The organism is Arthrobacter sp. Z5-13 (assembly GCF_056499105.1).
Map to the genome: position 1 here is coordinate 2,534,417 of NZ_CP096460.1, position 13,010 is coordinate 2,547,426.

Genomic DNA, 13,010 nt, shown 5'->3' on the forward strand with positions numbered 1-13,010 from the left:
GCCTGCGGCCTGTGGCTTATGCGGTTGGTTGCCACCCTTGACGCTTCCTACATAGCGCGCAGGACCTGGGAGACTATGGGTGCATAGAACTCCTCGATGGCCGGGAAGTTCGGGTGGGTGCCTGTTGGCCTCAAAACCCCATCCACCGTCCATGAGCCGGTGGTCTCTGCCGTCCCCGGCAGCCCTGTCACCTGCAGTGAGTCGAAAGAGTACTTGACGCGCTTTTGCACGTCCGTGGTGTCGGGTCCGCTGGCGTAGAGGTCTGCAACAGCAACGCCCCATTTCGCACAAATCTCCAGTTCAAGCTTCCGCAGGGCCTCTTGGGTGGCGACGTCACGGGCACCGAGTTTGTGGGCTGCAGTGTAGACGATGGCCGCGTTCGGGTATTTTGCCTTCATCTTTGCGATCAGATTCTCAAACGCGCCCGCGAAAGTATTGGTGTCAAGCTGCGCGTTGAAACCTGTGCTGACTGCACCCAGCTTATTCATTGTTTGCGGGTAGGCATCGTTGGTTCCGCCGTCGAAGACGATGTAGTCCGGTTCCTCGGTAGGGGCATTGGCCAACTGATCGACGATCGTGTTCGCAGTGGGCAGCACCGATGCACCATTCACTGCCTTCTTCACCAGGGTGAGGCCTTCCTGCTTCGCCACGAAGTCAATGAAGCTCCCCTTCCTGTAAAGGTGGCCATCGACAATGCTGTCGCCGAAAGCGTAGAGCTTCTTCCCCGCAAGGATCGCCTCCGGGGCGTCACCACTTGCCTTCACGAGGAAATTATCGATCCGCTGGGCATTGCTGTTCTCCTTGTATGCGCTGGTGGCGACCATCCGTTCAAGTCCGGTTGCCAGGGTGGAAATGTTGACGTTCTGGACCAGAACGGTGCTGCCGTCCAGTATCTGGTAACTGACTTTCTTGTTCTTGAAGTCTGCCTGGAACCTCACGTTGTATGTTTTAGTCAGGTCAAGCGGCAAGGCGCTCCAAGACGGTTCAACAACCGCCTTGGCGTTGCTCGAATCGGAATCCGGGGACGTCGTCGAGTAACGCAGTTGATTGTCCCCCGTGCTCTTCACCGAACCCATGACAGCAAAAACGAGCCGGCCATATGGGTCACGGAATTCAATTCCCCCCTTGGCGTTCCTATCGCCCAAGTACTTCCAGTCAAAGGCCACGTCCACAAGAGACTGACCGGCGATGCCCGGTCCAAACGATTTGATTGCGGTGGCCTCGTTAGCCAAGCTGTTGTTGACCTTGAGAACGCCTTCGGAAACTACCGCGTCCCTATTGAAGCCGAAGGCGGGCGCACCAGCGTCCGTACCGAACTGCTCGTTGACGAGTTCTGAGCGCGGAGCAGCGGGGAACTTGGGACCGCCAACCAGTCGAAAAAAGTCGAAACCGAGGGTTCCAGGACTAGTGACCTCGTACGTGAGCTCGTTAACCCCCTCACGAAGGGCAGCAGTTTCGTCCGGGTCAGTCTCAAGGAAGCTGGCCGCCGTTGCCCTCATGTTAATCGGAGAGGAATAGGGAACGCCGTTTACTTTAAGCTGGACGGTAGCCCTGTCCCCTCCTGTGCGGAAACCGGTCCGGATCCTGGTTTCGGGTGCTTCCGCAGCATTGACACGGAAGGTGACCGTGGCTCCAACAGGAAGTTGAGCCATCCCCGCCGCCCCCAGCTTCACCCAGGCTCCACCTGACGCTCCGTCATTCCAAACTTCACGGGCTGTTCCAGGATCAACCGAATAGTTGGAGATGGACTCTGTCTCAATGAAGCGTTCGGCGGGCAGCGGAACGGCATACTTGGTGACTACGCGCACCACACCAAAAGCAGGCACGGTGACAATTGCGTCCGCACCGCTCGTCGTCACGGTAGCACTGGCTGCCTTTACCCACGTGTTGTCCGTTATGTCGTTCGTGAAATCGTCGTATGAGCCGATCTCCGCGGACGCAAGGTGATTGGCCATGCCGCTGAGCTTGAAAGTGGTGGGTTGGGCTCCTGCGTTGGCGAATGCGAACTCCGTCGCACTGCGCTCTATGGCCACGCCAGCCGTCTCGGCGTTCCATGTGCCGATTGTCAGGGGCTGGGAGCGGAAGGTCACATCCATCGACCGCAGTTTTGTGGTCACATCGCGTCCAGTGCCAGCGCTTTGCCGCTCGTTCAGGTAAACGAGCTTCGAGCCCGCGAGTCCGTTTGGTTTCTTGGTTGCAACATCATGGCCGATCTTCCGCAGCATGTTATTGACACCAGTCAGGTAGTCGATTTTGAGCCGGTTTGCTGCAGACGTGTCGCTTCCGGCTGAGTCGGCGAAGGGCCCGTTGTAGGTGCAGTCACCTACGCCTGACCCGGGGGCAGGCGAGTTGAAGATGCCGTGTTCGTCGGCGCCGCAAAGTTCGTAGATGTTGTAGTAACCGCCTCCTGACAGGGTTGATAGAAGCCCGTATGGGACGGCGTATTGTCCGCTTTCGGCACCGATTTCCATGATCATGGGCAGGTTGCTGCCGTACGAGTAATCGACTCCATTCCACACACGGGAGTGTCCAAAGTCGTACTGTAAGGCGCGGGAGGCACCGTAGGGGTCGATGCCGACGAAGTCCAGGTAGGACGTTCCACCGCGCTCCCGGACCTTTTGGTTGTACTCCACGGCGCTGTAGCCGCGGACCGCATCGTTCGCGCGTGTCCAGACGGGATAGTCGGATTCCTTAACAACCCTGCTGAGCTCGTTGTAGTAATTCCACAGAACGTGGCGGTTGAATTCCTTAAAGGTGTCGGCGCCGTTGTTAGCTGTGGACTCGGACGTGAAGCCCTGGAAGTCCTTCCATGCCTTCAGCGCGACGTCGCTCTGACTGACACTCATCGAGGTATTGTTGATGCTTCCGCTGCCCTCCATGCTGAGTGTCATCGATTCGTTGGAGACCTGCACACCGATAGTGGTGTGTTTGCCGCCGTTCTCGGCCGCGTCCCACCGGGCAACGTGATCCATGACCTTTGCAAGCGCCGCGGTCTCAAGCTGGGCGAGTTTCGGGTCTGCCTTGTCCAGCAGGAAGTCGTAGATGCCGTACATTTTGGCGGTGTCAGCGGTCCGTTTCTTGAAAAGGGGAGCTCCAACCGGATGGTTGACATCGCAAGCATTGAGCTTTGCCTTCTTGAGGTCGGTCATGGCTGCCCTGAGTGCCGGCTCGCTCGTACACGATGGCGTGGTCATGGTCTTCTCGACATTCCGGAAGACATAGTAGGGAATGCGATTGTCCATTGAGTTTGAGGTGGTGTCCCCGCCAAACCAGATGATTTCAAACTTCAGGTTGTTGTTCGACGCGTTCCGCATAGCCTCGTCGATGTAGTTCCAGTCGAAATTTCGATCGTCGGCGCTGGAGAGCACAAGCTGCGGAGCATGAGTGCTTTGTAAGCCGTCGATGGAAACAGGAACATGGGATTCCACGCCGACGGGGGTTGAAGACTGCAGGAGGAGGCTGATTGTCCTGTCGCCTCCATTTTGGTACTGAGCTTTTACGAAGTCCGTGACATCGAAATCGTAGTAGTTAGCCTTTTTAATCCGGTCCCAGGACGGGGTGACTGCAAGCGGTGTCTGGTCAGTTCCACCAATTTTCAGGTTCTGTCCGTCATAAGCGGTGATACCGACGGAATTCCACGTCACGGTGGAGTCGTCCCAGTTATCGCCATTCAGTCCATAGACCTTCAGATCGTGGCTCCGGCCCAGGTCTTTGCCGTTCCCCAGGGGGTTTTCCTCGTTGTTGACGAAAATGCGCACCTTGGATGCGGTCAAATCGTAGACGTAGTCGCTGGGGATGGTGAATTTCAGCAGCGAAAGTGACTGGTTGCCTTCATTCGCCGCGTCGTAGGCACTTTTGATGGTCCCGCCAGTGAAAGCCTGGTTCGGGCTACCTTTTAGGACGTAGGCAGCTTCAGAGGCCGCCAGGGACTTGTCGGGCTGTACCGACAACCACGGGACCTGGACGTTGATTGTTGTGAACCCCATGTCCTTGGCCGACTTGTAGAGGGATCTGGTCTTTTCGCTGTTGTAGGCGTATTCATCGCCGAATACGTTCTGGTTCTTGTCGACTCGAAGCTGCACCCCATTGAAGAAGTAGGGTTGGCCGCCGACCTCAAGCGCTTCGTCCCGTTCATATTTCTTTATCGCCACCTGCGATACGACAGGGCTGCCATCCTCCCCTTCGAGGGCCGCAGCCGATGGAAAGTTTCCACCACCCGCCAGCATTCCCGTGGTAGCCACTGTAAATCCTGTCAATGCCGCAAGCCAGCGTTTATGTTGACCGCTCATTTGTGCTCCTTTGCACCTATCTGATTTGGCCCCCAGGAATGTGCTGAAGGCTTTGGTACTTTCGGGCCCCTTCCGCCTACTGCAGTGTGACGTTCAGTTCCCCGCAGGTCTGGTTAAGGACAGTAGGAGGGCGGCCTCTTGCGAGCTTTTGAATGCTTGCCAGTTGCCGCAATGGGACAACGGTTTCCAAAGTATATGGGCGACCTTGCAGTTCGGCAACGGGCTCGGGATGTAGGGCTTGATTTCCCATCCCTTCGCAGTATCCGTGCGGTCAAGACATGAGAAAATGACGTCACACAGCAGAATTTGCTGACAGGTTTATTGGACGTGTTTATACTGGTCGCCGCAGTTGGGACTACGCTTTCCGCCAACTGTCGGTATCGGAACAAGGTGCCGCTGAGGCCTTGGGCGCCCAACTCAGTCCAAGAAGATGTGTTCTTACTTCTGAGCTGGAGTGCTTTCCCTGATGATTAGCCGATGAGGTGTGTGGTGCAGCTGCCGACTCTCTGATGCCTGCAGGCCGAGGCTCACCGCAGCAGCACCGGCCTCGGCCAGGCCAAGATCGACGGTTGTTAGCTGGGGCGTCACGTCCTCGGCTCCCACAACATTGTCAAAGCCCGCCACACCGATCCTTTTGCCAGGGTCGATGCCGGAGTCCCGGAGCGCGCTCATGGCCCCGATTGCCATAAGATCCGTTGCTGCCACGAGAACATCTGCGTCTCCCAAGCCGCGATGGGCAAGACGGCGGACAATTGCGTAGGCGCCGTCCCTGCTGGGGCTGCAGCGATGAATGTCGTTGTCATCTATGTCGATGTCACGCTTCCGCGCTGCTTCAATAAAACCTGTATGCCATTCATCCGAATTGCCAGGACCTGCTGGTGGGCCAAGCAGGACCGGATGGCGGTATCCGCTACTGGCAAGGGCGTTGGCCAGGTCGCTGGCACCCTTGCGATATGCGAGGACGACAGTGTCAAACGGTAGATCGTCTTGACCAATGACCACGACGCGGCCACCCTTGGCCTGGTAGAGCTGCAGCTCCTCTACGAGCTGTTCTCGTGAGGCGCTCGTCCCCCTTCTGCCTCCGGCGAGGATGATCATCTGAGGACTTAATCCGCGTAGCGCTTGAACAACCGTCGCACCATCAGTCGCTGAGTGTCCGCTTCCTGCGATTGTCACGATCAATCCTGCCGCAGCCGCGCTTTCAATGGCCCCTTGGGCGATTGTGGAGTAGTACGGATCCTGAATGTCGGAGACCACCACTGCGACTGTCCTGGTCGTGCCTTTGGCGGTTGCCTGCGCTGTTAGATTTGGCCGATATCCCAATCGCCGGACGGCTTCCAGAACCCTTTCGCGTGCTTCTGCCCGTACTGTTCGAGGCCCTCCGCTAAGCGACCGGGAAGCGGTAGCGAGTGATACTCCGGCCTCCCGCGCAACGTCGCGGAGGCTGATGCTTGCCTTTTCAGGTGTGCGGGGCATCGGTCCTCTTTTTATGCCTGTCGTCATTCCCTTTGTGGAAACAAGTGTGGCATGCTGACCGACGCTTTCCGTCCGCTGTGGAAGGATCAGACTACTGCTTGGGAAATTCCTGGCAGCTCATGGAAGGTGGCGTCACGTGAGTGGACCCGGAGGCGATGTCACCTTGTTGGAGGTGGCACGCGTTGCCGGCGTTTCTCCGTCCACTGCTTCGCGGGTGCTTAATGGCGGGGGCAAGAGGGTAAGTGACGACCTCGATAAGCGTGTCAAAGCGGTGGCTGATGCCTTGGGGTACGTGCCGAACTTGTCTGCACGAGCACTCAGGGGGCGCCGAACGGCTGTCATTCTGATGGCCAATGATCCCCGGACGGCCTCAGTGGCAGCGATTGCAGCTGGAATGGAGGAAGCCGGCCGTGAGGCCGGTGTGGTCGTTACCGTCTCCGCGACAGGACCTGACCCCGCGGCCCGTCTTGCCGCCGTCAGGACATTGCGGGCGTTGAATCCAAGAGCCTTTGTGCTTGCGGCCAGCAGTCTTCACGGGCCGGGTGTCGTGAGGGAAATCCAGGACGAATTCGAGGACTTCCGCGGCGCAGGTGGTGGAATTGTTCTGGTTGGCGACAGCGACATGCCGTATCCGGCTGTGCGGTTCAACGACTTTGAGAGTGCGCGGGTCATGGGCGCTTTTATGGGTGGACTCGGTCGCCGTCGGGTTGCAGTACTTTCTGCGGACCACCCTGCCTTCACTATCCGAACAGAAGGATTTCTGGCAGGCCTTGGATCTCACGGCATTGGGAGCAGCGAGGTCCGCGTGGTTGAATGCGAGCTCACCCGGGCTGGTGGCCGGGACGCAGCTTTGCAGCTTGCCGAAGCGGAGTCCGTGCCCGATCTGGTTCTGGCAGGAAATGACGTCCTCGCCATCGGAGCACTGCACGGCTTTCGGTCAGCAGGCCTGAACGTTCCCTTGGACGTGGCCCTGTCCGGAGTGGACGACATCCCGCTCGCCCAAGACGTCCTCCCCGCGCTGACAACAGTGGCCTTCCCTTTCAGGGAAGCTGGACGTCACGCACTCTATCTCGCCTTGGAGTCCTCAGCTGAGGCCCCGGCAGATGTCCAGCTCAGGGGCTCTCTGGTGGTTCGAGACAGCGCGACACCTTCTGTCCTGCCATGATGACGGGCACCCTGCAGGCTGCACATCAGACAATGCAGGTCCCCAGCTGTCTTCTCAGGGAACCTGCATTGTCTGGGGAATGTACCGGCGGGATCAGCTTCGGGGAAGGAGCGCCCCGGCGTCGTGGGAGCCCGAATCGGGAAGGGCCTCACTGCTGGTGACTACAGCGTCCCGGACCTTCTTACCCCGGGCATAGCCAACGAATCCCAGGGCCAGGATGCACCCCAGCGTACCCAGGGCGAAGGCTTCGAAGGTGAATTGAGAGACGCCCCAGGTGGCTTCGAAGTCGTACTCAAGGCCAAAGAGGACATCCAGTGTTCCAGGGAAGATAGCCACCCACGAGCCGATGAGGATCCACACGAAGCAAATGACACCCATGCCCCGGAAACCGGCGTCTGAGACCGGAACCTTGAAGGGACGCTCGGCTTCCGGAAACTTGGTGCGCAGCTTGACGGCGGCAGGGATTGCGAGAAGGTAGCTGAGCAGGAAAGTGGAGATGGCAATGCTGAGAACAATGCCGAAAAGTGCACTGCTGGTACCGCTTACCTGCATTGCCGCCAGCATGAACAGCGTAGCCACTACTCCCGAAAGCGTGTTGACACGGATCGGAGTACCCAGCTTGGGGTGGAAGCGGCCAAAGTACCCTCCGAAGAACGAGCCGTCTGCTGCGGCCATTGCCTGCATGCGGTCGCTGATGATCATCCAGGCTGCACCCTGGGAAACCAGGACGAAGCAAAAGACGACGGCCGAAATGGCCAGCATTACTTCAGCAGCCGGGCCAAAGACTGCATAGACGGTGGCCACGGCGCCGAAAAGGCCTCCAATGCCGGTGATCTGGTCCAGCGGCACTACCAACAGGATGGCCAGGATCGGGAGGAGGTAACTCGCCGCGGCAATCATGGAGGAGCGGGCTATGGAAATCGGAACGTCTTTGGCCGGGTTTTTCATCTCTCCGGCAGCGCTGTTGCCGGACTCAAACCCAAGGAACGAGAACAGCAGCAACGGAGTGACGCCGAGGAAGCCCGCCAGAGTGGGCGAGAAGAAGCCGAGGTCCAGACCGTTAAAACCGTGTTGCAGCCCGTAAACCAGGGTGACGATGATGAAGAAGGTCAGGAACAGGACTTTGAGGATGGCCCCGAGGGAGGGCAGCCATTTACCGTGCTTCAAGCTCACGATGGCGGAGGTCACCGTAATCCAGATGAACAAAATCTTGAATATGTAGTCCCCGACGCTTCCGGCTTCCACGTGACCCACATACTCGGACCACGTCTCTACTGCCACAAATGCCATGGCACCTCCCACCCACACGGGCTGCGTCACCCACGTCAACAGGGACGCGATGGCGGCAACCACCCGCCCGAAAGCCATCTTGGTCCAGACGTACACGCCACCTTCTTCGGTGAACGCCCCGCCCGTCTCTGCGAAAATCAGCCCGTACGGGACCATGAAAGTAATGGCCAGGATGAGGGTCCATGTGAAAGTTTCCCCGCCGAAACCGGAGACCTGGCCGAGGACCTCCACGGAGATGACGGCCGCTACCACCAGCAACAGGATGTCCATGCGGCCCAGGGATTTTTGCAGATGCTTGCTTTGCTCTTGGGCAAGGCGTGTTGAAGCTATTGGCTGATCCATGATCGGGTCCTTTACTGCTTGCTTAAGTTTGCGACTGCTTGAGTGGGATTGGTAGGGCGCCCTTATGCTTTCTGGCTTTCAGGCATGCCTTGTACCGGCGAAGGTTCCCAAGGGAGGGGGTCATCCCGCTCAGGCCTTGACGAAGTGCGTATGTGCCCCCAGCTGCTCTAAAACCACGTTAACCCGTGACCTGCATCACGTAAACTATTGAATAGCGATGAAGAGCATCTGATCTTTAGATGCCACTTCTTTCACCCGAACTGGATCCACGTGGTCTTCGGGGCGGTGTAGTTCTCGAAAGCGTGCAGCGACAAGTCCCGGCCGAACCCGGACTGCTTAAAGCCGCCGAACGGGGTGGTGTTACTGAGGGCATCGACCGTGTTCACGGATACAGTTCCGGCCATCAGATCCCCTGCAACGCGGTGGGCTCGCGACAGGTCCGACGTCCAGACGGACGCTGCCAACCCGTAGTCTGTGGCGTTAGCCAGCGACACGGCCTCTTGTTCGGTGTCGAACGCGTGCAGAACGGCCACGGGCCCGAAGATTTCGTCACGGTGTACGTCGTGGTCTGACGGGAGACCGCCCAGCAAGGTTGGCGTCAGGTAGGCGTCGGAGCCGCGGATCTCACGCCGCTCCCCGCCGAATAGCACCTCGCCTTCGGCCCTGCCTCGCTGGATCCAGCCTTCGACGTCGTCGGTGTGGGCTCGGCTGATGAGCGCACCGTTACCCTCGAGACCCGCCAGCGGGTCCTGCGGCCCATAAGCGCCTGCCGCGTCGGCGAGCAATGCAGCGAACTCGTCGTGGACTTCCCGTTGAACCAGGATCCTTGAGTTCGCAGAACACACCTGACCTTGGTTATAGAAGGCCCCGAAAGCTGCTTTGGCTGCCGCCGTTGCGAGGTCGGCTGTATCGGCAAATACGATGTTGGAGCTCTTACCGCCCGCCTCAAGGCTGAGTCTCTTCAGGTTGCTGCGCCCTGAAGCCTCAAGCAGCGTACGAGAGACAGCCGTGGAGCCCGTGAACGCCAAGGCGTCGACGTCCATGTGGTGTGCCAGTGCTGCACCCACCTCCCTGCCCGTGCCAGTAACAATATTCAGGACGCCAGCCGGCAAGCCTGCTTCAACAGCCAATTCAGCCAGTCGCAGAACACTTAGGGATGTCTGCTCGGCCGGTTTGAGCACCATGGTGTTTCCCGCCGCGAGAGCGGGCGCCAGCTTCCAGACGGCGATCTCAAGTGGAAAGTTCCACGGCACAATGGCTGCGACCACTCCAAGAGGCTCTTGGGTCACCATTGCTGTTGCCCCTGGAGGAACGGCGGGGAGTTCCCCGCTTTGCTTGTCCGCCGCTTCCGCATACCACCGCAGGGTGGAGATAGCGCCGGGAACATCCACGGTGGTGGTTTGAAGAATGGGTTTGCCGCTGTCGAGTGTTTCCAGGAGCGCCAACTCATCGGCATGGAGTTCCATGAGCGCGGCCAGCGCCAACAGCACTCCCTTGCGTCGTTCTGCTCCCATCCGGGACCAGGAAGGGAAGGCGCGACGTGCCGCGGCAACAGCATTGTCTACGTCGGCGGAACCGCACAATGCCAGCTCTGTCAGGACACGGCCATCGATGGGGCTGGTTGTGGGGCGGGAAACCTGCGCCGCCGCGGTGGCCCGGCTTCCGTCGACGAATGCGCGGCCGTCGATCGCCAAGGCGTTTGCCTGGCCCTGCCAGTTGAGGGCGAGCGAAGTGGGAATGGCGTTCATGATGGCTCCTTGGGATATTGGGTCAGTTGGAAACACGTGATTTAGTGTCGGAAGGCTTCGTCAGCGGTTGGATCCGGGCCTCTCGACGCCCTGACTCGCGATAGACGGAGGGCAGCTGAAGCACCAATAAGGCACAGGAGCTCGACTGCAATCAGGGTGAGCATGGCTCCCTCGTGGCCTGGAAGTGCCGCAATCCCGCTGCCTGTGGCTTGGCTGTGATGGCTTCCAGAGCCCGGCAGAGTCAGCAGGACCAGATGGATCAGGATCATGGCAGCATTCATCGCGAACAGGTGTCCGGCAGCGCGTCCGGCACAGAGCCGCCCCGCCACGATCGGAGCAAGGCTGGCCATGCAAACTGCACCCATGGCAGCCATCCACCAGGCCATAACCCCAGCCGGGCCGGTAGCCGCGACGATGATATGCGCGGCCCCACCGGCCGCCGAGGCGGTGGTGACAATGCCGCCCGGAGCGTCCCATGAGCGCCCCGGGCGCATGCGTGTTCGCTGGTACATAGTCCTCCTGGTTGTCCGCCGGCACCACTTGGGGGACTTTACGGCGGGTTGTGAGATGGGTAACATGAAAGCGTTGGTTGAACAGTTGTACCATCAAAATCCGACTTCAGGAAGTGCCATGACCCTACAGACGACTCCCCTTGCCACCCTGGCGCAGCACCCCCTTGAGCAGCTTTCGGCTGAAGAAATCGCCCACGCCCGTCGAATCCTGGCCGATGCCGGGCTCGTATCTGAGAGCACGCGTTTCGCCTACGTCGGCCTGGTTGAACCACCAAAAGCTGCGTTCCACGGGGACGCCGCCGGCGACGCCGTCCGCGTGCTCCGGGCCATGCTTTGGGACGCAACCCGGTCCCGGTCCCTGGATGTCCGTCTTTCCCTGACCACCGGAACCGTCCTCAATCAGCGCGAACTTAATCCGTCCGTCGACGGTCAGCTTCCCGTCCTGCTGGAGGAATTCGGGATCATCGAGGACATTCTCGCGCAGGATCCGCAGTGGCTGGCCGCGCTGGGAGCCCGCGGACTGACCCCGGAGCGGGTACGTGTCGCGCCGCTGTCAGCAGGCGTGTTCGAGTACGGAAATGAAGAAGGAAAGCGGCTGCTGCGCGGCCTTGGGTTTCGCCAGGATCACCCAGCCGACCACCCATGGGCGCACCCCATCGACGGCCTGGTGGCCTTCGTAGACGTGGAAAACCGCCGTGTGAACCACCTGATTGACGATGGCCCCGTTCCGGTCCCGGAGGTCAACGGCAACTACACCGACCCCGCGATACAAGGAAAGCTCCGCACCGACCTGAAGCCTATCGAGATCACCCAGCCGGAAGGCCCCAGCTTCACTCTGGAGGGCAACCACCTCTCCTGGGCCGGCTGGGACCTGCGCGTAGGATTCGACGCCCGCGAAGGATTAGTACTCCACCAAATCCACCACACGCACAGGGGACGGAGGCGCCCGATTGTCCACCGCGCGTCGATCTCCGAAATGGTGGTCCCATACGGCGACCCCTCCCCCTACAGGAGCTGGCAGAACTACTTTGATTCGGGCGAATATCTGGTAGGCAGGGACGCGAACTCGCTTAAACTCGGCTGTGACTGCCTGGGCGACATTACCTACATGTCTCCCGTGGTTGCCGACGATTTTGGCAATCCACGCACCATCGACAACGGCATTTGCATCCACGAGGAAGATGCAGGAATCCTGTGGAAGCACAAGGATGAATGGGCCGGTTCCAACGAGGTCCGCCGCAACCGCCGCCTGGTGGTTTCCTTCTTCACCACCGTGGGCAACTACGACTATGGCTTCTACTGGTACCTCTACCTTGACGGCACCATCGAGTTCGAGGCAAAGGCCACGGGCATTGTGTTTACCGCCGCACTCCCCGAAAAGGAGTACGCGTACGCCTCGGAAATCGCCCCTGGCCTAGGTGCTCCGTACCATCAGCACCTCTTCAGCGCCCGGCTGGACATGATGGTTGACGGCGCTTCCAACCGCGTGGAAGAACTGGACCTTGTGCGCCTGCCCAAAGGACCCGGAAACCCACACGGAAATGCCTTCACCCAGAAACGGACACTGCTGGCCCGCGAGCTGGAAGCTGTGCGGAATGCTGATGGCGCCAAGGGGCGTGTCTGGCACATCAGCAACCCTGATTCACTGAACCGCCTCGGCCACCCCGTGGGATATACGCTCTACCCCGAAGGCAATCCCACGTTGGCGATGGCGGATGATTCTTCCATTGCCTCGCGGGCGGCCTTCGCCCGGCACCACCTGTGGGTCACCCGGCATGCCGAGGAGGAGCTCTACGCGGCTGGTGACTTCGTCAACCAGCACCCCGGAGGTGCCGGTCTTCCCACATATAGTGCCCAGGACCGCGATATCGACGGCCAGGACCTGGTGGTGTGGCATTCCTTCGGGTTGACCCACTTCCCCCGACCAGAGGATTGGCCGATCATGCCCGTGGACACCACCGGCTTCACTTTGAAACCGCACGGATTCTTCGACGAGAACCCCACACTCAACGTGCCGTCCTCCGCCGTCGGCCATTGCGCTACCGGAAGCCAAGGTGCGCACACTGACGTTGGAGGCACCGCCGTCGGGGATTCCGGGGCTGGCACCTGCCGGCACTGACTCACGTCACACCGCGGGAGGGCGCACGCGCTCCCGCGGTGGTACTGTGCACACGGTCCCGGTCATAAA

7 protein-coding genes are annotated in these 13,010 nt (G+C 59.8%); 2 read left to right on the forward strand and 5 right to left on the reverse strand.

Going from position 1 to position 13,010, the window contains the following annotated elements:
- Nucleotides 1-47: 47 nt before the first annotated feature.
- Nucleotides 48-4,289 carry a CBM96 family carbohydrate-binding protein gene (locus tag M1E02_RS12040; RefSeq protein WP_479374503.1) on the reverse strand — a complete coding sequence of 1,414 codons (4,242 nt, stop codon included), beginning with the start codon at nucleotides 4,287-4,289 and terminating at the stop codon, nucleotides 48-50.
- 438 nt (nucleotides 4,290-4,727) lie between these two features.
- Nucleotides 4,728-5,765: a LacI family DNA-binding transcriptional regulator gene (locus M1E02_RS12045; RefSeq protein WP_479374504.1), complete on the reverse strand. Its 1,038-nt coding sequence runs from the start codon at nucleotides 5,763-5,765 to the stop codon at nucleotides 4,728-4,730.
- Nucleotides 5,766-5,901: 136 nt separating this feature from the next.
- On the opposite strand from M1E02_RS12045, the gene M1E02_RS12050 reads away from it, so the two are divergent.
- Nucleotides 5,902-6,930, forward strand: coding sequence for a LacI family DNA-binding transcriptional regulator (locus M1E02_RS12050; protein WP_479374505.1), 1,029 nt, complete (start codon nucleotides 5,902-5,904; stop codon nucleotides 6,928-6,930).
- 93 nt (nucleotides 6,931-7,023) lie between these two features.
- On the opposite strand, the gene M1E02_RS12055 is transcribed toward M1E02_RS12050, so the two are convergent.
- The 3 genes from M1E02_RS12055 to M1E02_RS12065 form a co-directional block, all read right to left on the reverse strand.
- On the reverse strand, nucleotides 7,024-8,562 hold the full coding sequence (locus M1E02_RS12055; RefSeq protein WP_479374506.1) for an APC family permease: 1,539 nt from the start codon (nucleotides 8,560-8,562) through the stop codon (nucleotides 7,024-7,026).
- Nucleotides 8,563-8,813: 251 nt separating this feature from the next.
- Nucleotides 8,814-10,310, reverse strand: a complete 1,497-nt coding sequence (locus M1E02_RS12060; protein ID WP_479374507.1) for an aldehyde dehydrogenase family protein — start codon at nucleotides 10,308-10,310, stop codon at nucleotides 8,814-8,816.
- Between the two features lie 41 nt (nucleotides 10,311-10,351).
- Nucleotides 10,352-10,822: a hypothetical protein gene (locus M1E02_RS12065; protein WP_479374508.1), complete on the reverse strand. Its 471-nt coding sequence runs from the start codon at nucleotides 10,820-10,822 to the stop codon at nucleotides 10,352-10,354.
- A gap of 118 nt (nucleotides 10,823-10,940) precedes the next feature.
- On the opposite strand from M1E02_RS12065, the gene M1E02_RS12070 reads away from it, so the two are divergent.
- Nucleotides 10,941-12,941, forward strand: a complete 2,001-nt coding sequence (locus tag M1E02_RS12070) for a primary-amine oxidase (protein WP_479374509.1) — start codon at nucleotides 10,941-10,943, stop codon at nucleotides 12,939-12,941.
- Nucleotides 12,942-13,010: the final 69 nt, after the last annotated feature.

What these genes read in the sequence shown, in the direction of transcription:
- M1E02_RS12065 (WP_479374508.1), bottom strand. Translation starts at nt 10,822, where the DNA reads ATGTACCAGCGAACACGCATGCGCCCGGGGCGCTCATGGGACGCTCCG.
- M1E02_RS12045 (WP_479374504.1), bottom strand. Translation starts at nt 5,765, where the DNA reads ATGCCCCGCACACCTGAAAAGGCAAGCATCAGCCTCCGCGACGTTGCG.
- M1E02_RS12060 (WP_479374507.1), bottom strand. Translation starts at nt 10,310, where the DNA reads ATGAACGCCATTCCCACTTCGCTCGCCCTCAACTGGCAGGGCCAGGCA.
- M1E02_RS12055 (WP_479374506.1), bottom strand. Translation starts at nt 8,562, where the DNA reads ATGGATCAGCCAATAGCTTCAACACGCCTTGCCCAAGAGCAAAGCAAG.
- M1E02_RS12040 (WP_479374503.1), bottom strand. Translation starts at nt 4,289, where the DNA reads ATGAGCGGTCAACATAAACGCTGGCTTGCGGCATTGACAGGATTTACA.
- M1E02_RS12070 (WP_479374509.1), top strand. Translation starts at nt 10,941, where the DNA reads ATGACCCTACAGACGACTCCCCTTGCCACCCTGGCGCAGCACCCCCTT.